This window comes from Streptomyces sp. JLBG701, from assembly GCF_058544905.1.
Genome location: NZ_CM178588.1, coordinates 7679789 through 7704172 on the forward strand (window position 1 = coordinate 7679789; position 24384 = coordinate 7704172).

At 72.2% G+C, this 24384-nt stretch carries 14 protein-coding genes; 8 read left to right on the forward strand and 6 right to left on the reverse strand.

Features of this window, described 5'->3' with window-relative positions; translation table 11 throughout:
* Positions 1–43: 43 nt before the first annotated feature.
* From AC5DRG_RS35730 to AC5DRG_RS35740, 3 genes are all read right to left on the reverse strand, one after another.
* A complete protein-coding gene (locus AC5DRG_RS35730; RefSeq protein ID WP_491803740.1) occupies positions 44–1363 on the reverse strand; it encodes an ATP-binding protein in 1320 nt (439 codons plus the stop codon).
* A complete protein-coding gene (locus tag AC5DRG_RS35735) occupies positions 1360–2073 on the reverse strand; it encodes a hypothetical protein (RefSeq protein ID WP_491803742.1) in 714 nt (237 codons plus the stop codon). Before AC5DRG_RS35735 ends, AC5DRG_RS35730 begins: the two co-directional genes overlap by 4 nt.
* A gap of 119 nt (positions 2074–2192) precedes the next feature.
* Positions 2193–2699 (reverse strand): protein-tyrosine phosphatase family protein, encoded by a 507-nt coding sequence (locus AC5DRG_RS35740; RefSeq protein WP_491803743.1) that lies wholly within the window; start codon positions 2697–2699, stop codon positions 2193–2195.
* Between the two features lie 120 nt (positions 2700–2819).
* Between AC5DRG_RS35740 and AC5DRG_RS35745 the strand changes: the two genes are divergently transcribed.
* Positions 2820–3623, forward strand: coding sequence for a nuclease-related domain-containing protein (locus AC5DRG_RS35745; protein ID WP_491803744.1), 804 nt, complete (start codon positions 2820–2822; stop codon positions 3621–3623).
* A 186-nt stretch (positions 3624–3809) separates the two neighbouring features.
* On the opposite strand, the gene AC5DRG_RS35750 is transcribed toward AC5DRG_RS35745, so the two are convergent.
* Positions 3810–5057 (reverse strand): vanadium-dependent haloperoxidase, encoded by a 1248-nt coding sequence (locus AC5DRG_RS35750; RefSeq protein WP_491803745.1) that lies wholly within the window; start codon positions 5055–5057, stop codon positions 3810–3812.
* A gap of 325 nt (positions 5058–5382) precedes the next feature.
* Positions 5383–6264 (reverse strand): non-homologous end-joining DNA ligase, encoded by an 882-nt coding sequence (ligD, locus tag AC5DRG_RS35755; protein ID WP_491803746.1) that lies wholly within the window; start codon positions 6262–6264, stop codon positions 5383–5385.
* 72 nt (positions 6265–6336) lie between these two features.
* Here ligD and ku point away from each other — a divergent pair, with 72 nt between their 5' ends.
* A complete protein-coding gene (gene ku / locus AC5DRG_RS35760) occupies positions 6337–7332 on the forward strand; it encodes a non-homologous end joining protein Ku (RefSeq protein ID WP_491803747.1) in 996 nt (331 codons plus the stop codon).
* A gap of 80 nt (positions 7333–7412) precedes the next feature.
* Here the strand turns inward: ku and AC5DRG_RS35765 are convergent, their stop codons facing one another.
* On the reverse strand, positions 7413–9191 hold the full coding sequence (locus tag AC5DRG_RS35765) for a beta-ketoacyl-[acyl-carrier-protein] synthase family protein (protein ID WP_491803748.1): 1779 nt from the start codon (positions 9189–9191) through the stop codon (positions 7413–7415).
* A gap of 399 nt (positions 9192–9590) precedes the next feature.
* On the opposite strand from AC5DRG_RS35765, the gene AC5DRG_RS35770 reads away from it, so the two are divergent.
* From AC5DRG_RS35770 to AC5DRG_RS35795, 6 genes are read left to right on the forward strand one after another with little or no spacing between them, the layout of a single operon-like run.
* A complete protein-coding gene (locus tag AC5DRG_RS35770) occupies positions 9591–10940 on the forward strand; it encodes an MFS transporter (protein ID WP_491803750.1) in 1350 nt (449 codons plus the stop codon).
* Between the two features lie 11 nt (positions 10941–10951).
* Positions 10952–11194, forward strand: coding sequence for an MbtH family protein (locus AC5DRG_RS35775; RefSeq protein WP_491803752.1), 243 nt, complete (start codon positions 10952–10954; stop codon positions 11192–11194).
* A gap of 1 nt (position 11195) precedes the next feature.
* Positions 11196–14750 (forward strand): amino acid adenylation domain-containing protein, encoded by a 3555-nt coding sequence (locus tag AC5DRG_RS35780; RefSeq protein ID WP_491803753.1) that lies wholly within the window; start codon positions 11196–11198, stop codon positions 14748–14750.
* On the forward strand, positions 14741–15805 hold the full coding sequence (locus tag AC5DRG_RS35785; RefSeq protein ID WP_491803754.1) for a MupA/Atu3671 family FMN-dependent luciferase-like monooxygenase: 1065 nt from the start codon (positions 14741–14743) through the stop codon (positions 15803–15805). The genes AC5DRG_RS35780 and AC5DRG_RS35785 overlap by 10 nt, the downstream gene beginning before the upstream one ends.
* Positions 15802–20475 (forward strand): amino acid adenylation domain-containing protein, encoded by a 4674-nt coding sequence (locus AC5DRG_RS35790; protein ID WP_491803756.1) that lies wholly within the window; start codon positions 15802–15804, stop codon positions 20473–20475. The genes AC5DRG_RS35785 and AC5DRG_RS35790 overlap by 4 nt, the downstream gene beginning before the upstream one ends.
* Positions 20472–24380: an amino acid adenylation domain-containing protein gene (locus tag AC5DRG_RS35795; protein ID WP_491803758.1), complete on the forward strand. Its 3909-nt coding sequence runs from the start codon at positions 20472–20474 to the stop codon at positions 24378–24380. Before AC5DRG_RS35790 ends, AC5DRG_RS35795 begins: the two co-directional genes overlap by 4 nt.
* The last annotated feature ends 4 nt before the right edge of the window (positions 24381–24384 follow it).

Below are 24384 nucleotides of genomic sequence, written 5' to 3' on the forward strand. Positions count from 1 at the left end.
GGGAGAACCTCCATGAAGGGGGCGAAGCTGACTAATCGCCACATTAGGAGCGGTGTCGGGTCGTCGCCCGTCGCACTGCGCCATCGGGGAGGGCGGGCTCCGCGGTGGGCTCCGGGACGTGCTCCCCCTGAGGCAGCGTCAGGGTCGCCAGCGCCCCGCCCTCCGGCGCGTTCGCGAACTCCAGGCGCGCGCCCAGCACCTCCGCCTGGCCCAGCGCGATCGTCAGTCCGAGACCGTGGCCCGTCGCCCCGCCCTCCGTACGGAAGCGCTGCGGCCCGTGCTCCACGAGGTAGTCCGGATAGCCGTCCCCGTGGTCCCGCACGGTGACCACCGGCCCGTCCACCGTCAGCACCACAGGGCCTCGCCCATGCCGGTGCGCGTTCGCGACCAGATTGCTCAGCACCCGCTCAAGCCGCCGCCGGTCCGTCTCCACCAGAGCGTCCCGTACGACCCCCACCCGGGTGTCGGTCCCGGACACCCGCACCACCCGCTCGGCCAGCGCCCCCAACGGCTCGGTGTCCAGCTCCAGCCGCTCCCGGCCGGTGTCCAGGCGGGAGATCTCCAGCAGGTCCTCGGTGAGCGTGCGCAGCGCGGCCACCCGGTCCCGCACCAGCTCGGTGGGCCGGCCCGGCGGCAGCAACTCGGCCGCCGCGTGCAGACCGGTCAGCGGGGTGCGCAACTCGTGCGCCACGTCCGCCGTGAACCGCTGCTCGCTCAGCAGCTTGCCCTGCAACGACGCCGCCATCGAGTCCAGCGCGGCGGCGACCGCGGCCACCTCGTCCTGCGGTCGCGTCGGATCCTTCGTGCGGGCATCGTCCACGCGCGCGTCCAGATCGCCCGCGCTGATCCGCCGGGCCACCTGCGCGGTCCCGTGCAGCCGCCGCGTCACCCGGGTCACCGCGAACGCGCCCACCAGCAGCGTCGCCCCGATCGCCAGCGCCGACGACCACACGATCGCCCGGTCGAGCCCGTCGATCGTGCTGGCGCCCTGCGAGTAGTCGACCTCCACGGCCAGAGCGCGATCCCCGTCGGCGGGCCCTGCCGCCCACATCACGGGGCGGCCGTCGTGGTCGCCGACCATCGTGCCGCGCTCCCCGTCCAGGGCCAGCGCCCGCAGCGCCTGCGGCAGGCCCTCGGGATCGATCCCCGCGTCCTTCAGGAGCGGATCACCGGCCTTGTACGAGTCCGTCGCGTCCGCCAGTCGCGAGAGCGCGAGGTCGCGGGCCTGGTCGACGGTCTGGTTGGTCACCGAGGTGTGCACGAGGATGCCGAGCAGGGTGGCGAGGGCGCAGCACATCCCGGTGATGAAGACGGCGGCCTTCGTGCCGAGCGTCCCGGCCCACCGGGGGAGCGCGAGCCTCATCGGGTGGCGCTCGCACTGGCGGAGGGGGTGGGGCTGTGGGTGGTCTTGCCCCGGCCGCTGCGGAGCATCTCGTCGTTCGTGAGGAGCATCGCGTGCTGGTCCCGGTCCCAGGTCCACTGGAGGCGGTACTCGTAGCCACTGACCTCGGACGGCGAGCGGATGATCACGGAGTGGGCGGCGAGTTCGACCCCGGTCACGGCGTCGTCGTAGGACATGACCTGGACGAGTCGGTGCTTCTGGACGGTGTAGACGCGGACGGCGGTCAGTTTCCCGGGCAGCAGCTTGAAGCCCAGGGTGAGGTCGTCGTGGCCGTCGCCGGTCAGGTCCCGGTAGTACGGCTTGAGGACGGGGCATGTGCCGTGGCCCGCGCCCTCGCCGCAGTCGTCCATCCGGTTCGTCGTCCCGCGGTAGGGCCCCTGGTCGGCGTCGTAGTCGCCCGGGCTCCCGGCGATCTCGGCGGCCACGATCGCGACCGGGTCCACCTTCCGGATGTCGTCGCCGGGGACGGTGACGCCCCTCACGACCTCGGTGTCCACCTCGCCGATCTCGAAGGCCGGGCTCGACGCGGGGGCCAGGTTCGGCCAGAGCCGGTCCGGGCCGATCGCGGTCGGGGTCGGACCCGCCCCGCGCAGTTCACCGGCGTCACCACAGCCCGCCAGGGTGGTCAGCACAAGGCCGACGGCGGCGGTGGTCAGGGCGGCGCGGATCACCCGTACACCTTATTCGTAGGGAAGTCCTTTTTGCGTCGACGTCCGGGGTGAGCGGGCGTGAGCGAAGGATTGAGGACAGGAGGGGACTGGAGGGGGCAGGTGAGGAAACGATTATGCGACTACTCGGCGAGCTCCTCCAACAGCCGTGCCGTCGGCAGCCCCGCCCGCAGATAGTCGACGAAGAGCTCGTTGTGCAGGGCCCACGGCGAGCGGCGGGTGCGGATGAGGTGGATCGCCTCGTCGGCGGAGCGGCCGCGGCGGATCAGGGCGTGCGCGACGACCAGGCCCGAGCGGTTGTAGCCGCTGTAGCAGCGGACGAGGACACTGCGGCCCTCGTCCAGCGCGTCGCACGCGGCATGCGCCAGCCGGATCACGCCCGCCAGCTGCGTCCCGTCCAGCGGACCGTCCGGAATCGGCCACACATGATGCTCGGTCCCCGGATCGGGGCCGTGCCCGGGCATGCGCAGAAGTGTCTGTACGACGTCGAACTCGTCCCGCACCACGGCGAACTCCCGCTCACCGGACCTGCCCCTGAACTCGTGCCCGCCCATCCAAAGACCGGGCACGATCTCACTCCACGGGCTGTCCGGAGCGGGTACGTCGGGTTGCTTCCTGCGGGTCCGCAAACGAGCCTCCCCAAGCCCCTGCAACACACCGTGAACACCCTGTCACTCGTCCCAAAGGTAACCGGCTTCTTGCCGATGGAGCACCCCGCCTGTTCCCATGGTCCAAGGGGTGATGGTGCCATGAGCGGACTGCGCGTCATACCGACCTGGAGGCACGGGCAGGAGCGGCTGTACGTCTGCCTCTCCGACGGAAGGAACGTCGCCTGGTACGACCGTGAGGCGGCCCGGGTCAACCTGCTGAGCGAGGACGCCAGACAGGACGTTCTCGACATCCTCGGTCCCTTCCTCACCGGGCCTGTCGCGGTGGGGCCGCCGCCCGTGCCGACTCCTGCGGAGCTTGCGCGGCTCACCCTGCATCCGGACGACGATCTTGCGCCCAATCGGCCCGGGGAGGCGCTTCAGATCGCCCTCGACCGTGACCCGGGGCCTGCGCATCGGCTCCGCCCCGACCCGCGACGGCGGGCTCTTGCTGCCGAGCAGGCGGTGGGGGAGGCCCTTGATCGGCTGGACGGGGCGGGGTGGCATGCGTTGCACTCGATTCCGCTGCCCGGTGGGGACCGGGTTCACCATCTGGCCATCGGGCCCGGGGGGCTCTTCGCGATTCATACGGTGTACGCCCGTAAGACGCGGGTTCTGGTCGCCGATCCCATGGTCACGCTGGGGCGTCGGGAGGGGCGGCCGTTGCTTCGGCGGGTTCGGGCCGACGCCGATCGGGCCTCGTATGCGCTGACTGCCGAGGTGCATCCCGTGCTGGCCCTGGCCGGGCCGGCGGACGTGCAGATCATCGTGCCGTTGCGTGAGGTCCGCGTCCTTCAGGACACGGACCTCAGTGGGCTGGCGCGGCTGGGTGGGGTGTTGAAGCCGGCGGATGTGGAGGCGTTGCATGCGATGGCTCGGGACCGGCATACGTGGGCTCGGGTGTGAGGTGCCCGGTGCTGCGGGTGCCGCGCCTTCTGGGGGCTGCGCCCCCAGACCCCCCTTCGGCCTGAACGGCCTCGTCCTCAATCGCCGGACGGGCTGAGATTGCCTGGGCCGGCGCCAAAAGCCAACGCCAGACGGGCTGAGATGCCTGGACCGGCGCTGAAAGGCCAACGCCGGTCGGCTGAAGGGTCAGTGCAGCGGCCTGAAGTAGTGCTTCAGCGCCCACTTCCCCACCCGCGTGCCCATGTCGATCGCGGCGTCGTCGCTGCTGCGGAAGTGGATGCCGCCCCAGACCCGGGCGTTGGCCACGTCACGCGTGTACGTCGACACGTTGTCGTACGTACGGGTTGTGCCCGTGAGCGCGGAGGACATGACCAGGTCGATGTCGCCGCCGGTCAGGCCGTTCAGGACGCTCGACACCGCTCCGTCGTTCGAGCAGTGGCCGCTGATCCAGTCCGGGTAGGGAGGGGTGTCGAGCAGCGGGAGCCAGGTCGAGTCGGGGGCCGTGGCGGGGTTACCGTCCGTGTCGGCCAGTTGGATCGCCGTGATGGGGCGCCACTGGCCGTAGGTGAACTTGGCGTTCCACGCGGTGATCGTGGCGTCGGCGCTCGCTGTGTTGGCGGCGGCGAACAGGCGTGCGGCATCGACGATGTCCAGGCCGTGGCGGGCGGTGTAGCCGCGGTAGGCGGCCTGGAACTGCACCGGCAGGATGTCGTTGAAGAACAGTGCCGTCTCGGTCTGCCCCGGGGTGCGCTGGGCGCTGTTCTTCGCGCCCACCGCCTTCACCTCGGCGAAGTCCCTCGTGTACGTCTTCGAGGTCAGCGTGGGCGGCGAACCCGGCAGGAAACTGTCGGGCGAGTCCACCAGCATCGGCCGGACTTTCGCCAGCCAGGGCACGGCGAAGGGTGCGTTCGCGGGCAGGGTGGGGCGCCAGACACCCGGGGCGGGCGGTTTGTCGTACGTCACCGGGGCCCCTCGGCCGTCGTTCTCGCGCAGCTGGACGAGACGCGCGGCGGCACGTTCGCCGAACGCGACGCCCTGCTCCTCGGCCTTTCCGTCCGGGATCTTCGCGAGCGACGCGGTGTAGGCGGCGTCGAGCCGGGCCTGTGAGGCCGGGAAGTACGTGAGCAGGACGCGGTGGGCGGCGGTCGCGGCGGCGGCCTCGGAGGAGGCGTGGCGAGGGCCGTGCTCGTGCCACTTGTACTCGGTGTAACGGCCCTCGATGCCCACCACCGCGTTGTACACGGCGGCCGACACGAAGCCGTGCCACAGGAACTGCTCGGCTGCCGGTCGTTTGGCGTCCGTGTGGATGGTCGCCACGGCCGTCTCGCTCCAGTCGGCGATCACCTCGGAGCCCGGGGCGTGCGCGGGAGCCTGCGTGGCGCCCGCCGGGGCCCACGGCACCGCGCCGAGCGCGAGGACCGCGAAGCCGGTCACGATCGCGCGCCGTGCGGTGCGGGAGGGTGATGCCGTTAACGCCTGCTGATCGTTCCTCTGAACTTTCTGATCCCTTGTCATCGGGTGCCCCCCTAGGGCGGGTTCTGTTGCCGCCAGGTTGGACCCGCCGCGGGGCGGACCGGGGGATTCCGACGATGTGGCCAGCCCGCTGAACTCCGGTCGGCGGGCTGGCCTGGCGGGGTGGGGTCAGTGCAGCGGACGGAAGTAATGCGCGAGGGCCCAGTGGCCGATGTGGCGGCCGACGCGGTTGACGACCGCTGCACCTTCTGGTTGACGGTGTTCAGAGGGTGTTTCCGGAGGGGGTTCAGGGGAGTCGGCCCGCGTGGTTCGGGTCGAGCAGGGGGGACAGCAGGTCGCCGTGGTCCTGTAGGCGGGGTGCGATGTCCGTTGCCTGGAAGGTCAGTTGGGCGGGGGAGCGGCAGTCCTCGATCTCCTGCCAGGTGACGGGGGCGGACACCGTCGGTGTCGGGCGGGCGCGCAGGGTGTAGGGGGTCGCCGTCGTCTTGCGGGCCGCGTTCTGGCTCCAGTCGACGAAGACCTTTCCTGGGCGGAGGTTGCGTGTCATCCGGTGGAGGGCCAGACGGGGCATCGCCTTCTCCGCCTCCAGGGCCAGTTCCTTGGCGTACTCCGTCGCCTGCCCGGACGTGGCCGCCCGTAGCGGGGCCAGGAGGTGGAGGCCCTTCGAGCCGGACGTCTTCGCGTACGCCTCGATACCGTCCGCCGCCAGCCGCTCCCGCAGCCACAGAGCGACCTCGCAGCACTCGACGACCGTCGCCGGCGACCCGGGGTCGAGGTCGAAGACCAGCCGGTCGGCCTCGCCCGGCGCCCCGACGATCCACTGGGGTGTGTGGAACTCGGTGACCAGGTTCGCCGCCCAGATGAGGCTCGGCAGGTCCTGGATCACGACCATGCGGGCAGGGCCCTCCGAACGGGGGACCTCCGCCGTGGTGACCCACTCGGGTGTACCCGGCGGCACGTTCTTGGCGAAGAAGACCTGACCGTCGGGGCCGTCCGGGTAGCGCAGGAAGGACAGCGGGCGGTCGTGGAGGTGGGGGAGCAGGGCACCGGCGGTCGTCGCGTAGTAGTGCAGCAGCTCGCCCTTGGTGAAGCCGGTCGCGGGGTGGAGGACCTTCTCCAGATTGCTGAGCGCGAGCCTTCGGCCCTCCACCTCTGTTATCGGCGTCATACGATGACACTCGCACGGAATTCTGAATAAAACGGTCGTAACCGTCAGGTAACCACCAGAAGGGTGCTGCTTGTGCGATCCATATGGAACGGCGCCATCTCCTTCGGCCTCGTCAGCATCCCGATCAAGGTCGTGAACGCCACCGAGAGCCACTCGATCTCCTTCCGCCAGATCCATACGGAGGACGGCGGTCGCATTCGCTATCGCAAGGTCTGCGAGCTGGAGGACCGCGAGGTGAGCCAGGCGGAGATCGGCAAGGCGTACGAGGGCGCGGACGGCGCGATCATTCCGATCACCGACGACGACCTGGCCCAGCTGCCGATTCCGACGGCCAGGACGATCGAGATCGTGGCGTTCGTGCCGGCCGACCGGATCGACCCGCTCCAGATGGACACGGCGTACTACCTCGCGGCGAACGGCGTCCCGGCCGCCAAGCCGTACACCCTGCTGCGGGAGGCCCTGAAACGCAGCCAGAAGGTTGCCGTCGCGAAGTTCGCACTACGAGGCCGGGAGCGGCTCGGGATGCTGCGTGTCGTGGACGACGTCATCGCCATGCACGGGCTCCTGTGGCCGGACGAGATCCGCTCCACGGAGAGCGTGGCACCGGACGCGAGCGTGACGGTCCGCGACAAGGAACTGGACCTCGCCGACGCCCTGATGGACACGCTCGGCGAGGTCGACCTGGCCGACCTCCACGACGACTACCGCGAGGCCGTAGAGGAACTCATCGCCACGAAGGCCTCCGGCGAGGAGCCCCAAGCCGCTCCCGCCCCGGCCACCAGCGGCAAGGTCCTCGACCTGATGGCGGCCCTGGAGAAGAGCGTGAAGGAGGCGAAGGAGTCCCGGGGAGAGGGAGAGAAGACGGCTGAGGTCCGGCGCCTACCGCAGGCCAAGGCGGCGCGTGCCACGCCCAAGAAGACAACCGGCAAGAAGTCGACGTCAACGGCGAAGAAGACGACGGCGGCGACAAAGAAGACGACGGCCAAGTCGGCGCAGGGGACGAAGAAGACGGCCACCGCGAAGAAGACGCCCGCGAAGAAAACGGCAACTCGCAAGCGCACGGCGTAACAGCGCAGGTAAGGGGCGCGGGGAACTGCGCGACCAGCCCCCACGGCCCCGCGGCCAACGAACTACCTACCAACCCTGCACTACCGCATACGCCGCAATGCCAGCACCGCGTTATGCCCCCCGAACCCAAACGAGTTGCTGAGCGCAAGATCCCCGTCCCCCGGCAGCACCCGCGGAGCGCCTGTCACCACATCCAGCTCGATCAGGTCGTCCAACTCCTCGCACCCCACAGTCGGCGGCACAACCCCGTGATGCAGCGTGAGCACGGTAGCCACCGCCTCGACACCGCCGGCGGCACCTTGCAGATGCCCAAGGTGCCCCTTGAGCGCGGTGACCGGCACGGACCGCCGCCCCAGCACCGCGCTCACCGCACCGGCCTCCGCCAGATCCCCCTCCACAGTCGCCGTCGCATGCGCGTTGACGTGGACGACGTCGACGGCGTGACCGCCCGCGTCCCGCAGAGCGCGCCGCAGCGCAAGGGCGACACCGCGGCCGGACGGATCGGGCGCGGCCATGTGATGGGCGTCGGCGGACAGCCCCCACCCGGCGGCCTCGCAGTAGATCCGGGCACCACGGGCACGCGCGTGCTCCTCGGCCTCCAGAACGAGCAGCCCCGCCCCTTCCCCGTTGACGAACCCGTCCCGGTCCTTGGCGAACGGCCGCGAGGGGGAGCCTTCGCCGAGACCCCGGCCGGACAGCGCCCGCATCGCCGCGAACGACGCCATGATCGCCGGCGTGACGACGGCTTCGGCGCCTCCCGCGAGGGCGATGTCGACACGGCCGTACCGGATCCGGTCGATGGCCGCACCGATGGCCTCGGTGCCGGAGGCGCACGCGGCGGTCACCGTGCGGGCCTCGCCGGTGATGTGCAGGTCGAGGGAGACCTGGGACGCGGCCTGCGAGGGCACGGTCATCGGGGTGGTGAGGGGGGAGACCCCGCGCGGCCCCTTGTCGCGGAGTTTGCGGTCGCCGCCGACCAGCACGGACGCGTCGCCGAGGATGGCGCCGAGGCTGACCCCGATCCGTTCCGGATCGAGCCCGCTCTCCCGCGTGCCGCCGCCCGTGAAACCGGCGTCGGCCCAGGCCTCCCGCGCGGCCAGTACGGCGAACTGGGCGGCCCGGTTCATCCGCCGCGCCGCCTGACGCGGCAGCAGCTCGGCCGGGTCCACGGGCACGGTCCCCGCCACCCGCACGGGCAGCTCCGCGAACTCCCCGTCCAACTCCCGTATCCCGTGCCGCCCGTCGAGCAGCCCCTGCCACAACTCGCCCACGCCCACACCGAGCGGCGTGACGGCACCCAGACCGGTGACGACGACGCGGCGCGGGGCGAGGGCAGGGGTGGGGGCCGCGGCTGCCGCCGGGCGCGGGTGATGTCGTACGACGTGGTCGTCCGCGTCGGCCCAGCGGCGCACCTCGTCGTCGGAGACAGGGGCCGCCGTGGGCTCGTCGAGGTTCTGGTGCCAGGCGCCCCACCTGCGGACGTACGTCACCTCGGCGGCGTGGGGATCTACGGTGCGGAGGGAGGTCACTCGGTCGCCGTCGCGCAGTTCTACGGCGGTGAGGTCGGGGGACGTGAGGCCTGGGACCGTATCGACGTCCAGCCGCAGGCAGGCGACCGTCACCCGGCGGTCGCGGGCGAGGACGTCGTCGTGGTCGGTGCCACCGAGCGGCGGTCGCAGGGTCAGACGGATCGTCTCCGGCGACTCGGGGAGCGTGTGCATCACGACGTACCAGTGGCGGCGGTCGGCGTCCTCCGGTGACATCGCGACGAGGTCGCCGGGGATGACTTCGGCGGCGGTGACTGTGTGGGGGGTTATCGGGACATCCGAATTGGCGGATGTTTTGGGTGAATCGAGCATATCGGCTTCCGCTTTCTGGGGGGACGAACTGCCGTATGCCGTACGGCAGACCGTTTCGAGTGAAGGGGACGAAAGCCGGAAAGGCCACGGTTGGCGGGTAAACGGGGCGAGTATCACAGTGAGGAACGTGGGGCGGATATCGATGTGTCGGCATACCGCGCTGAAGATTTATGGGTTTTTTCGTGGGCGCCCCGAGGGCTGTCGGCGGGCCTGGTGATGGGGCCAAATTGAGTCGACTCAGGGGGAGTTGAGGGCTCCGGACGAAGATCGAAACCTCTTGCCCCCTTCGAGAGCCTGTGCGACAGTGCTTGGCGTTGCCAGCGGCGATCGAGCGGGGGCTTTGTGTCGAGCAGCGGGGGTGGCGGGGACTCTCCACGGGGTCTCGCCGCGTTGGTGGATATGCGGTCGTTCCTCGTCATCTGGGCCGGGCATGTCGTCTCGCTGGTCGGGAACTCCGTACTCCGCTTCGCGCTGATCATCGAGGCGTGGCGGCAAGGGCAACAGGCCACCGACGTCGTGCTGTTGTCGCTCTGCGCGCTCGTGCCGCAGATCGTGCTCAGCCCCACCGCCGGGGCTCTCATCGACCGGGTCAGCCGGCGTACCGCTCTGCAACTGACCGATGCCGGCGGGCTGTTGGCCGTGGGGGCGCTGACCGTCTCGTACTCCGCCGGTGACGGCACACAAATGTGGCATGTATATGTCACTGTCGCGCTGGTCGGAGCCGCCGCCGCCTTCCAGTACCCCGCGCTGTCCGCCTCCGTGCCCGTACTCGTCCACAAGGACTCACTGCAGCGCGCCAACGGGCTCCTGTCCTCTGCCAAGAGCAGCGCCGACGTGTTCGGACCGGCACTCGGCGGGGTGCTCGTCGCCGTGTCGGGGCTGGGGGCCATCCTCTGGATCGACCTGGCCAGCTTCGTGCTCGCGCTGATCGCCGTCCGGGTCGTGCACTTCGACGAGCCCGTCCGGGAGCGGGACGCGGGGCTCGGCGGTGCGCCCCGCAAGCGGCTGCTCGCCGACTCCGCCGAAGGGCTCAAGGAGCTGTGGCGGCGGCCCAGTCTGCGCGATCTCGTCATCGTCTTCTTCGCCGTCAACCTGGTCATGATGCTGGGCTTCTCCGCCGTCCAGCCCATGGTCCTGGCCCGCAGCGGCAACGACTCCGCCGTCCTCGCCGCCGTCAACACCTGCATCGGGGTCGGCGGGGTGAGCGGCGGGCTGCTGCTCGCCGTCTGGGGCGGGCCCAAGAACCGGATCCGGGGGATGCTCCTCGGCATCGTCGGCATGTGTCTGAGCGCCCAGATAACGATGTCGGCGGTCGACGGCGTGGTCGGCTGGTGCGTGGCCATGCTCATCGGCGCCCTGCTGATGCCCATGATCAACGGCGCGTTGCAGTCGATGATCCAGACCAAGGTGCCGGCCGAACTCCAGGGACGCGTCTTCGGCGCCGTGATGTTCGTGTCCCAGATCTCCATCCCCGTCGCCATGGCGGCCTCGGGCCCGCTCGCCGACCACGTCTTCGAACCGCAGGCCGCCAACGACAGCGGAATCGTGCATCTGCTCGCGCCCGTCGTGGGCGAGGGCCGGGGCAGCGGCATGGCCGCGCTGCTCTTCATCGCCGGGATCTGCGGCATCGCCGCCGCACTCTGGGGGCTCTCCCGGCGCACCGTACGCGACATCGAAATCTTGCTCCCCGACCTCGACTCCCCACTCCCTGACCCGGATACGAGCACGAGCACGGCTTCGAAAGGCTGAGACAGCAGTCCATGGCGAACACAGTTGAGACAAACGGGGCTCACGAGACGGTCACCAACCCCTTCGAGGACGAAGAGGGCCAGTACCTGGTGGTCGTCAACGACGAAGAACAGCACGCACTGTGGCCCGCCCACCTGGCCGTACCGGCCGGCTGGCGGACCGCTCTGGAGACCGCGTCGAGGCAGGAGTGCCTCGCCTACGTCGAAACCCACTGGACCGACATGCGTCCGGTGAGCATCAGGGGCACTGCCTGACATGGCCGGGGGGCCGAAAGCGGGCTGTGTCCACGAACTCTTCGCACACCAGGCCGCACGGAACCCGTACGCCCTCGCCCTCGTGGCGGACGGCGAGCGGATCTCGTACGGCGAACTCGACGCGCGTGCCGGGCAGTTCGCGGCGCGGCTGCGGGCCGCCGGGCTGCGGCGCGGTGACATCGCCGGGGTGTGTCTGGAGCGCGGCGCCGACATGGTCGTAGCGCTGCTGGCCGTGCTCAAGGCCGGGGGCGGGTACGCGATGCTCGATCCCGGTCTGCCCGAGGAGCGGTTGCGGGGGATGGTGGCCGACGCGGGGGTCACGACCGTCGTGCACGGGGAGGGGCAGGCGGATGGAGCCGGGCGGCTGGCGGACGGGGCGCGGCTCGTGTCCGTGGTTGGGGACGCGGACCGGGTGGCTGTCGCACTCTCCGGCGAGCCCGCCCGCGCCGGCGACGTCGCCTGCGTCATGTTCACCTCCGGTTCCACCGGGCGGCCCAAGGGGATCGCAGCCCCGCATCACGCCATCACCGCGACCCTCACCGGTCAGGACTTCGCTTCCTTCGGTCCCGGCGCGGTGTGGCTGCAGTGCGCCCCCGTGTCCTGGGACGCCTTCGCCCTCGAACTGTGGGGGCCGCTCCTGCATGGCGGCACCTGCGTCCTGCACCCCGGTATGCGCCCGGACCCGCTGGTCATAAGGGAGTTGGCCGCCGAACACGGCGTCACCGACATGTATCTCTCGGCGAGCCTCTTCAACGTCGTCGTGGACGAGTACCCCCGGGCCCTCGCCGGAGTGCGGCGGCTGACCGTCGGCGGCGAGGCGCTCTCCGCACGCCATGTCGCCGAGGCCCTGCGCCGCCACCCCGACCTGCGGCTCCGCAACGGCTACGGGCCGGTCGAGGGCATGGTCTTCCTCACCACCCATCCCGTGACCCCGGACGACACCCGCGGCCCCGCCGTCCCCATCGGGCGGCCACTCGCCGGGAAACGGGTCCACGTCCTCGACGCCGACCTGCGCCCCGTCCCGTGCGGCACCGTCGGCGAGCTCTACGCCGCCGGCGCCGGACTCGCCCACGGCTACACCGGCAGGCCCGCCCTCACCGCCGAGCGCTTCGTCCCCGACCCGTACGGTCCACCGGGCACGCACATGTACCGCACCGGCGACCTGGTACGCCAACGCCCTGACGGTGTACTGGAGTTTGCCGGACGCGCCGACAGCCAGGTGAAGATCCGCGGTTTCCGGGTGGAGCCCGGGGAGGTCGAGGCGGTCCTCGCCCGCCATCCCGGGGTGGAGCGCGTCGTCGTCACCGCGCGCGCGGGAGCGGATGCGGAATTGCGGCTCGTCGCTTACGTCGTACCGCCGGGCGACCGTCAACAGGCGCCGAGCGAGGACGAGTTGCGCCCGTACGTCCGTGATCTGCTGCCCGACTTCATGGTGCCCGCCGATGTCGTCACCCTGGCCGAGCTGCCACTGCTGCCCAGCGGGAAGCTCGACCGGGCCGCGCTGCCCGAGCCCGCGTCGCGTGCGAATCGGCAGCCGAGTAAGGGAGTTGAGCCTCGGACCGCCGAGGAGAAGGCGCTGTGCGCGCTGTTCGCCGATGTGCTCGGGGTGTCCTCCGTCGGTGTCCACGACGACTTCTTCCAGCTCGGTGGGCACTCGCTGCGGGCGGCCCGGCTGATCGGGCGGATCCATGCCGAGTTCGGCGTGGCCGTGGACGTACGGGCGTTGTTTGACGCGCCCACCGTGGCGGGGCTCGCGCCGCTGGTGAGTGGGGAGAACGGCGCCGCCCCTAAGGACACGCTCCCCGCACCCCGGCCCGACGTCCTCCCGCTCTCCTTCGCCCAACGTCGGCTCTGGTTCCTCGACCGGGTCGAGGCGGGGGCCGCGTACAACGTGCCGTTGGTGGCGCGAATCTCCGGGCCTGTCGACGTCGGTCGGCTGGAGCAGGCGCTGGCCGCCGTGGCCGAGCGGCACGAGACGCTGCGGACGGTGTTCGTCGAGGGCGAGGACGAGGAGCCCGTGCAGCGGGTGTTGGAGGGTGCAGCGGCCCGGCCACGGCTCACCCGGACGCGCGTAGCCGCCTCCGAGCTGGAGCAGAGCATCGGGCGGGCCGTCGGGCACACCTTCGACCTTGCCGCCGAACTCCCTTGGCATGCCGTGCTGTTCGAGGTCGAAGGCGATGTCCAGGGTGATGTCGAAGGCGATGTCGGAGGTCGGCCCGGCGAGCAGGTTCTTCTCCTGCTCCTGCATCACATCGCCACCGACGGCTGGTCGCTCTCCCCGCTGTGCGCCGACCTCTCCCGTGCTTACGCGGGCGAGCCTCTCCCGCCCCTTCCTGTGCAGTACGCCGACCACGCCTTACGGCAGGCCGAGCGGCTCGACGGTCTGGTCACCTCTCAACTTGGCTACTGGAAAAGGGCGTTGAATGCCCTACCGCCCGCCCCCGCCCTGCCCCGCCGCCCCGAGCGCACCCCGACGGCCGGGGTCGGCGCGCGTGCCGCCACTCTCGTGCGGCAGCTCGACGCCGAGGCCCATGCCCGGCTGGCCGGGCTCGGCCGTGCGCACGGCGTCACCCTCTTCATGGTGCTGCACGCCGCCCTCGCCACCGTCCTGGACCGGGCCGCGCCCGACGCCGACATCGCGATCGGCGCGCCGGTGGCCGGGCGCGGCACCGACGGCACCGCCGACGACCTCGTCGGATTCTTCGTGAACCTGCTGGTGCTGCGCCCGGGGCCGCTGGGTGACGCCACCGTCGCCGGGCTGCTGGCGCGGATCCGGGAGTGTGATCTGGCGGCTTTCGCTCACCAGGAGCTGCCGTTCGAGTACGTCGTCGACGACCTCAATCCGCCCCGGCTGCCCGGCCATCACCCCTTCACCGACGTGGTGTTGGCCCTGCAGAACCAGGCCCGTGCGCAGCTGCGCCTGCCCGGCGCCGACTGCCGCGTCGAGGTGGCGCGTACCGGCGCCGCCCGCTTCCAGCTGCTCGTCGACGTCACCGACGCCTACGACGCTCAGGGCGCCCCGGACGGGATCGCGCTGACGCTCGAATACCAGGAGGACGTGTTCGAGCCCGAGGTGATGGCGTGGCTGGCGGATGCGCTGGTCGGGCTGTTGACCGAGCTGCCCGAGCGGGACGGCGACGCCCGACTGTCGGCCGTATCGCTGCCGGAACCGCCTTATAAAACACGGCAGTTGGAGGTTCGGCAACAGTCCGTTCCGCTCCAGCGTGTGCCCGAGACGGCCGCCGAGTCCGCCGACGCGCTCACCCACCGGATCGCCACCGTGTGGGCGCAGGTTCTCGGGGTCGAACGGGTCGGCCCGCACGACGACTTCTTCGCCCTGGGCGGCAACTCGCTGCGTGCCGTGCGCGCCGCCGCCCGGCTGGCGACCGCCGAGTCCGTCGCCGTGACCACCGCGCACCTCTTCGAGCACCCCACCCCGGCAGGGCTGGCGGCATGGCTGGCCGGCCGGCCCGCCGCACCACCCGCACCGGACGACACCCCCATCCCGCGCCGACGGCGCATACCCCGCGACGAGGTCCCGGCACTGTGGAACTGAGCGTGATGTTCTTCGGCGCGGATCCGGCCGACCCGGAGGGCCGGGCCCCGGATCACGCGGCGAAGTACGAGGACATCCTGGCCATCGCCCGAGCCGCCGACGAGCTGGGCTTCGCCGCCGTGTGGACGCCCGAGCGGCACTTCCAGCAGGTGGGGCAGGTCTTCCCGAGCCCGGCCGTGCTCAGCGCCGCGCTCGCCGTGGCCACGGAGCGCATCGAGCTGCGCGGCGGCAGCGTCGTACTGCCGCTGCACCATCCGCTGCGCGTCGCCGAGGAGTGGGCGGTCGTCGACAACCTCTCGCGCGGGCGGGCCGGGTTCTCGGTCGCGACCGGCTGGCACTCGGCGGACTTCGTGCTCGCGCCCGACCACTACGCCGACCGGCGCGAACGGGCCCTGCGTGACATCCCGTTGCTGCGCCGCTTGTGGGCGGGCGAGGCCGCCGAGTTCGTCGACGGCACCGGCCGCGCCATCGACGTACGACCGCAGCCGACGCCCGTACGGCCCCAACTGCCCCTGTGGCTCACCACCTCCGGCTCGCCCGCGACCTGGGAGGCCGCCGGCGGTCTGCGCGCCGGGGTGCTCGGCGCGACCGTCGGACAGAGCCGCGCCGACCTCGCCGAGCTGATCGGCCGCTACCGCGCCGCCTATGCCGCCGCGCCCGAACAGCCGGGTGCGCACGGCGATCGCGGCACCGTCACCCTCATGGCGCACACCTACGTCGGCGCCGACGACGCGCAGGCGCGGCGACTGGTCGAGGCGCCCCTCAAGGCCTACCTCGCCTCCTACGTACGGCAGACCGCCGCCAACCGGGGCGCCGACGACCCCTCCGCCGCCCTGGACGACCAGAAGGTCGCCCTGCTCACGGAGTTCGCGTTCCTGCGCTATCTCGCCTGGGGGAGCCTGCTCGGCTCGCCCGACACCTGCGCCAAGATGCTCGCCGACCTGCGGGACCTCGGTTGCGACGAGGTGGCCTGCTTCATCGACTTCGGACTCGGCCGGGACGAGGTCCTGGCCGGCCTGCACCGGCTCGCGGCACTGCGAAAGGACCTGGCATGAGCTCCTCGACGTCCTCGACGTCCTCAACTGGGGACCGGTTCGGCGCGCTCAGTGGGGAGCAACGGGTGCGTCTGCTCCGCCGGTTGGTGGAGTCGGGGCGGACGGACGCGGTGCCCGCCGTGATTCCGGTGCGGGACGGGGACGGGCCGTTGCGGCTCAGCCCGGCGCAGGAGGACCTGTGGGTCTACGACTCGCTGTATCCGGCGACGGCCGCGCTGAACCTGTGCTGCGCCTACCACTTCGACGACGCCATCGATCCCGAGCAGTTGGCGGCGGCGCTGACCACGCTCCAGAGCAATCACGACATCCTGCGGACCCGTATCAGCGCAGGGGCCGAACCGGCCGACCTGCGCGTGGACTTCCCCCCGGCCGGCCCCTTCGAGCTTGAGCGCATCGACCTGACCGGCACCGGTCGCTCCGCGCACGACTTCTTCGAGGAGTACAGGCGCCGCCCCTTCGATCTCTCCGGTGGCGAGCGGCTGATCCGCGGCTGCTTCGTCACCGGCGGCGGAAGTCCTGACGGCGACGGCAGCCGTTCGACGCTGCTGCTGTGCCTGCACCACATCATCACCGACTGGTGGTCCTTCGACGTCCTGCACACCGAGTTCGCCGACGCCTACCGGGCCGTACGGGAAGGCGGAGCGGCGCCGCCCCGGCCGCGCGTCCAGTACGCCGACTTCGCCTCCTACCAACGGGAGTTGGAGACGGCTGGCGTCCTCGACACCCGGCTCGACTTCTGGCAGCGCTACCTCGGCCGCCCGCCCGCCCCGCTGACCGTGCCCGGCGCCACGGGTGCCGGGGAGGACTTCGGCATCGCCCAACTCCCCTTCCACATCGACGCCGAGACCGAACGCGCCGTACGCGCCCTCGCCCGGACCCACGGCACCACGGTGTACGGCGTGCTGATCTCGGCGTTCGCCGCCTTCGCCGCCCGACTCACCGGCTCCGCCGACCTGGTGCTCGGCACGCCGACCGCCAACCGAGGGGCCAAGGGCCTCGACCGGGTCATCGGCTATGTGATGAACGCGGTCCCCACCCGCTGGCGGGTCGGCCCCCACGACTCCCTCACCGACCTGATCAGCCGCTTCGCCGCCGACTTCCCCCAGGTGCTGGCCCACGCCGACGTACCGGTCGGCCGCATCGTCGCCCGTACGGCACCCGGCCGCAACGCCGGTCAATCGCCCCTGTTCCAGTGGGTGTTCATGTACCTGCCCCGGCAGCAGAGCGTGCGCAGGCTGCGGGAGTTCACCGAGCCGGAGCGGATCCACACCGGCGGCGAACACGACTTCGTCGGCATCGTGCAGGACGCCGACGACGGTTTCGCCGGAACCCTGGAGGTCCGCACCGACCGCTACGACCCGGCGGTGGTGCGGAGTTGGGCGGACGGCTTCGCCGCGATGCTCGCCCGCCTGATCCGGGACCCGGACACCCCGGTCGCGGACCACGACCCGATGACGGCCGAGGAACGGCGACGGCTGCTGGGGGACAACAGCGTCCAGGGTGATGAGTCGGAAGCGGTGACCCTCCCCGGGCTCGTGGCGCGGCGGGCCGCCATCGACCCCGGCGCATCCGCCCTGGAATACGGGGACCTGCGCCTCACCTATGGCGAACTCGCCGACCGCATCGCCCGGTTGGCCGCACGGCTCTCGGCCCTCGGCGCTCGCCCCGGCCGTATCGTCGCGCTCGCCCTGCCCCGCTCGGCGGACGCCGTCGTCGCCGCGCTCGCCGTGCAGCACACCGGAGCCGCCCATCTGCCCGTCGACCCGGCCTATCCGGCCGACCGGCTGGCCCACATGCTCACGGACGCCGCGCCCGCACTGCTGGTCACCGAGCCGGGCGGGGGCGGTGCCGTACCGCCGTACGCCCCCGAGGGCACGCCCGTCCTGGAGCTGAACGACTCGGCGTACGACGCCGATCCGCTGCCCCCGCACACCCCCGCGCCCGCCGAAGCCGCGTACGTCATCTACACCTCCGGCTCCACCGGCAGGCCCAAGGGCGTCGTCGTCCCCCACGCCGGCATCGCGGCGCTCGCACGCAGCCTCGCCGAGCGGTTCGGGCTCGATGCCTCGAGCCGCGTACTGCAGGCAGGCTCCCCGTCGTTCGACGTCTTCGTCTCCGAGACGGCCATGGCCTTCCAGAGCGGCGCGACCCTCGTCGTCCCGCCCCCCGGCCCGCTGGCCGGAGAGACCCTGGGCGAGGCGCTGCGCCGGCTGCGGATCACGGCGACGCTGTTGCCCCCGGCCCTGCTCGCGGGCGTGAGGGCCGCCGGCTGCCCCGACCTGCGCACCCTGTGCACCGGCGCCGAGGCCTGCCCGCCAGGCCTGCCCGTCGAGTGGGCGGTGGACGGACGCCGGGTCCTCAACGCCTACGGCCCCACCGAGGCCACCGTCGCCGTCACCCTCTCCGACCCCCTCCCCGGCGACGGCACACCACCGCCCATCGGACGCCCCATCGCGGGCGCCCGCGTCCACGTCCTCGACGCGGCCCTGCGCCCGGTACCGGTCGGCGTACGCGGCGAGATCTACCTCGCCGGCGACGGACTCGCCCGCGGCTATCTCGGCCGCCCGGCGCTGACCGCCGAGCGTTTCGTCCCCGACCCGTACGGCCCGCGCGGCGCCCGCATGTACCGCACCGGCGACCTCGCCCGCCACCGCCCCGACGGCCAACTCGACTACCTGGGACGGGCGGACGACCAGCTGAAGCTCAACGGCCTGCGCGTCGAGCCCGGCGAGATCGAGGCGGTTCTCGCCGAACACACCTCCCTGGAGCGGGTGGTGGTGGCCCTGCGCGAGGACAGCCCGGGGGAGCGGCGGCTCGTCGCGTACACCGTGTCCCGGCCGGGCCACACGGCCGACCCGGCCGAACTCCGCGCGCACGCGGCCAAGTTGCTGCCCGCCGCCCTCGTCCCCGGCACCTTCGTCGCCCTGGACGCGATCCCGCTGACCCCCTCCGGCAAGACGGACCGAGCCGCACTGCCCGCGCCGACGGGAGACCGCGCAGGTGAAACCGCTCCCGCGTCCGCCCGCGAGGAGGCCCTGTGTGACCTGTTCGCCGGAGTGCTGGGCCGGGACACGGTCATGGCCGACGGCGACTTCTTCGAGCTCGGCGGCGACAGCATCATGGCCATCCAACTGGTCGCCCGAGCCCGTGCGGCGGGGCTCGAATTCAGCCCCGGCGAGGTCTTCGACGCCCGTACGCCCGCTCAACTGGCGTCAGTTGCAAGGGTGGCGGGGGCGGACGACACGGCGCCGGACGACGGCGTGGGCCCGGTGTCGCTCACGCCGATCATGCACTGGTGGCGGGAGCGGAGCGGCAACGTCGACGGCTTCACGATGCCTGTGCTGGTGCGTGTCCCGGGGGGAGTGGCCGAGGAGCGCGTCGCCGACGCCCTCCGACAGTTGACGAAGCGTCACGGAACCCTGCGCATGCGCGTGTCGACCTCCGAGGACGGCCGACTCGACGCCCTGGAGGTCCCGCCACCCGGCGAGACTCCGACCGCCGACCTGCTCGCCCGCGAAGACGCCTCCGCGCTGGACGACGACGCCCTACGATCCACCGCTCGGCGACGCGCCCAGGAACTGCGCCTCGACCCGCGGGCCGGACAGCTGCTGCGGGCCGTGTGGTACGACGCCGGGCCCGACCGGGACGGCCGTCTGCTGCTCTGCCCGCACCACCTCGCCGTGGACGGGGTGTCGCTGCGCATCCTCGCCACCGAGCTCGGCGAGCTGCTGGTGGGGCGCGAACTCGTCGGCGTCCCCCGTACGTCGTTCCGCCGGTGGGCCGAGCTGCTGCACGAGGAGGCCGCCGACCGGGAGGACGAACTGCCCTGGTGGGAGGAGACGTTGAGCGTTGGCCCGGCGGCGCGGCTTCGCCCCGTTCCGCCCACCGGTCGGCGTGCCACCCTCACGGTCGAAATACCGCCCGACCGCACCCGCCCCCTGCTCGACGACCTCACCTCCGCCTTCCACTGCGGCCCCGACGCCGTCCTGCTCACGGCACTCGCCGTGGCCGTCGGCCGATGGCGCGGCGGTACCGCAGGCCAGGGGAGGCTGCTCGTCGACGTGGAGGGACACGGCCGTACGGAGTTCGCCGGCGCCGATGTCAGCGGCACCGTCGGCTGGTTCACCACCCAGCACCCCGTGCTGCTCGATCCCGGTGAGTCCGCCGGGTCCGCGCCCTTCTGGATGGACGGAGGGGTCGCCGGGCAGGCGCTCAAGCAGGTGAAGGAGCAGCTGCGTTCGGTGCCGGGCGGCGGTCTCGGGTGGGGACTGCTGCGGCATCTCGACCCGTCCGCCTCGGCCCGCCTCGCCCAACTCTCCTCGCCCGACCTGCGGTTCAACTACCTGGGGCGGCTGAGCGCAGGTACGAACACCGACGGCCTCGAACTGCTCGGCGCCGACACCGACGCACTGCCCCTCGCACACAACGTGGAGCTCGACGTGGTCGCGGAGGAGCGCGCCGACGGGCCCTGGCTGAGCGCGAGTTGGTCGTACGCGGACGCTTCGCTGGGTGAGGTGGAGGTGAGGGAATTGGCCGGCCTGTGGGGCGATGCCCTCACCGTGCTGGCCCGGCTCGCCGACCGGCAGGGCGTCGGCGGGCACACCGCCTCCGACTTTCCGCTGGTCGACCTGACCCAGGCCCAGCTCGACCTGCTCGGGGAGGACCTGTGAGCGGCGGCGGCATCGCGGACGTACTGCCCCTGGCGCCCGCCCAGGAAGGGCTGTACTTCCACGCGCTGCTCGCCGGGGACGGGCCCGACCCCTATCTGGTGCAGGCCCGCTTCCAGGTGGCGGCTCCCGTGGATGCCCCGGCGCTGCGGGCCGCGTTGGACGGGCTGCTGCGGCGCCATCCCAACCTGCGCGCCTGTTTCCGGCACAAGGGGCTTGACCAGCCTGTGCAGTTGATCCCGAAGCGGGCCGAGGTGCCGTGGACGGAGACGGACCTCGCGGGGCGTGCGCCGGGGGAGGCCGAGGCGGAGCTGGAACGGATCCTGGCCGCCGATCGTCTGCGCCGCTTCGACGTCACGCGCCCGCCGCTGCTGCGGGCCGCGCTGATCAGGCGCGACGGCGGGGTCGAGCTGGTGCTGACGCTGCATCACATCCTGGTCGACGGCTGGTCGATGCCGCTGGTCGCGCGGGAGCTGGCGGCGCTGTACGAGGGGGGAGAGCTGCCTCCCGTCACCCCGTATCGCGACTATCTGGCCTGGCTGCGAGGGCGGGACGGTGACGTGGCGCGCGGTGCGTGGCGGAAGGCGCTGAGTGGATTCCAGCCCCTCCCCGCGCAGGCCCAGGCGATCGCGGCTCAGCCCGCCGAGGATCTGGAGGCCGAGCTGTCCGCAGGGCTCAGCGAGGCCCTCGCCCGCACGGCTCGCACGGTCGGCTGCACCCCGGGCACGCTGGCGCAGGTGGCCTGGGCGCTGGTCCTGGCCCGTATCACCGGCCGTGGCGATGTCTTGTTCGGCGGTGTGGTGTCGGGGCGCCCGGCCGGGCTGCCCGGCGTCGAGACGATGGTCGGCCTGTTCCTCAACACCCTTCCCGTGCGGGTGCGTTCACGGCGCGGGGAGTCGCTGCGGGAACTGCTGCGGCGGGTGCAGCACGAGCAGCTGGCCCTCGCCCCGCACCACCACGTGCGGCTCGCGGACGTACAGCGGGACGCGGGCGTCGGTGAACTCTTCGACACGGTCCTGGCGTTCGAGAACTATCCCCGGGACGGCCTGACGGCAGGCGGGCGGCTGCGGCTCGTGGCCGCCAAGGACGCCACGCACTATCCCGTCACCCTCGCCGTGGTCGCCGGGGAACGGTGGCTGCTGAGGCTGAGCCACCGCCCAGGCATCGACGCCCTCGCCCTCGTCGCCCGCCTCGTGCGAGCCTTCGAGGGACTGGTCGCGGAGGGCGCCCTGGACGCGCCGGCCGACGAGATCGACGTAATGCCGGAGCGGGAGCGCGCACTGCTGCTCGCCGCGGCCAGTGGTCCCGTACGGCCGGAAGCCGGGCCCGGGACGATCGCCGGCCGGTTCGCGGCCCAGGCCGCCCGCACCCCGGACTTCCCGGCGGTGGAGTTCCCCGGCGGGACCTTGACCTATGCCGTACTCGCCAGGGCGGCAGGGGAGTTGGCGGCACGATTGCGGGCTGCCGGGGCACGTGAGTCCTCGGAGACCCCGATCGCCCTGCTGCTGCCCCGCTCCCCGGCCCTGGTGACCGCCCAGCTCGCGGTGGTCCGGGCGGGCGGGTACTACGTCCCCCTCGACCAGGCCCACCCGCCCGCGCACCTGGCCCGTCTGCTGAGGGACTGCGGGGCGCGGATCGTCGTAACGGACGGGGAGTCTCCTGGCTGGCTGCCGCCGGACGTACGGGTGTTGAAGGTGGGTGAGGATGCTGCCGTAGAGCCAGTCGAGGACGCCGAGGTTCATCCCGACTCGGCCGCCTACCTCATGTACACCTCCGGCTCCACCGGCGAGCCCAAAGGCGTGCTCACCCCGCACCGGGCGGTGGCCGAACTCGTCGCCGACGGCCGTTTCGCGGGCGGCGCGCACAGCCGCGTGCTGCATCACAGCCCGCACACCTTCGACGCCGCCACCTACGAGGTGTGGGTGCCGTTGCTGAACGGCGGCACCGTCATCCTCGGGCCGGCCGTCGAACCAGCCACGCTCCAGCGGTCGTTGACCGACCACCGCGTGACCGCCCTCTGGCTCACCGCCGAACTGTTCCGCACGGTGGCCGAGTTGGCCCCGGAGTCGCTCGCCTCGCTCCGGGAGGTGTGGGCCGGGGGAGACGTGGTCGCGCCGGAGGCGGTCCGCCGGGTTCGCGACCGCTGCCCGGACACGGTCGTCGTCAACGGCTACGGGCCCACCGAGACAACGGTGTTCGCCGCGACCCACCCCGTCACCGACTCGACACCGGGGCGCCCCGTCCCTATCGGCCGCCCCCTCGACAACACCCGGGCCCACGTCCTCGACGCCCGACTGCGACCCGTACCCGCCGGAACGACGGGCGAGCTGTACCTCGCCGGGACCGGCCTTGCCCGCGGCTACCTCGGGCGGGCGGCGGCCACCGCCGAACGGTTCGTCGCCGACCCCTACGGGCCGCCCGGCGCCCGCATGTACCGCACCGGCGACCTCGCCCGGCGGACGCCGGAAGGGCTGCTCGAATTCGCCGGGCGGGCCGACGCACAGGTCAAGGTGCGCGGACACCGCGTCGAGCCGGGCGCGGTCGAGGCGGCCCTGCACAGTTTCCCGGGGGTGTCCCGGGCCGTGGTCGCGGCGCGGGCGGGCGGTGCGGCCGGGGGCAAGCTTCTCGCCGCATACGTCGTGCTGGCGGACGGCGGTTCGCTGGACGAGGTCCGCCGCCACGCCGGACAGTCGCTGCCCGCACATCTGCTCCCGGACACCTGGACCGTGCTCGACCGGCTGCCGCTCACCCCGCATGGCAAGACCGACCGCGCGGCCCTGCCCGACCCGGCGCCCGCTCAAGTGGCATCCGGTGGTGCGGCGTTCGCCGAGCCCCTCGACGAACAGGAGCGCAGCCTCTGCAAGTTCTTCGCCGAGGTCCTCGACCTCCCCCGGGTCCCGCGCGACGCCGACTTCTTCGCGGCGGGCGGACACTCCCTGCTCGCCCTGCGGCTGACCGCCCGTATCGAGGCGGAACTCGGCACGCGCGTCCCGGTGGCCGCCCTCTTCGACGCCCGCACGCCCGCAGCCCTGGCCGCATATCTGCGCTACGGCGGTGTCCCGGGCCGGGGGATCGGCGGCAGCCTCGACCCCGTGCTCACCCTGCGACCGGGCGAGCGTGGCCCGGCGCTGTTCTGCCTCCACTCGGGGCTGGGCCTGGCCTGGGCGTACACGACACTGCTGCCGCACCTCGACCCCGACCGGGCCGTGTACGCACTCCAGCCGTCCGTGCTCGGCTCGCCCGACGCCCCGCTGCCCGACACCGTGGCGCAACTGGCCGACGAGTACGCCGAGCGCATCCGCTCCGTGCGGCCCGAGGGCCCGTACGCCCTGCTCGGCCACTCCTTCGGCGGGCTGCTCGCCGTCGAACTCGCCGCACGACTGCGAGCCGACGGACACGAGATCGCGCTGACCGCCGTCCTCGACTTCACCCCCGTATCGCCCGAGGACGCCGAGCTCTACCGACCGGCCCCCGACGTGGTCGACCAGGAGAGCCTGGAGATTCTGCTGCGGCACGCAGCCCCGGACGCACCGCCGCCCATGCCGGGACGGCTGGACGCCGCCGAGGTGTTCGCGGCCATCCGCAGCCACAACGGCGTGTTCGCCGGACACACCGAGGAGCAGATGGCCGCACTGCTGCGGATGCGGGCCAACCACCTGCGCCTGGCGCACACTTGGCGGCCCCCGGTCCACCACGGGCCGATCCTGCTGCTGTCCGCCGCCGACGAGCGGATGGGGCCGCGTACCGAGGAGAAGGCAGCCGCCTGGCGGCGCACGGCGGCGGGCGTCGATGTCCGCGAAGTGCCGTGCTCGCACGAACAGATGCTGACCCCGGAGTTCGCGCGAGAGACCGCGGCCGCGGTCGACGCCGCGCTGCGGGCGTACACCGCTGCGGAAGGACGGACGTGAGGTG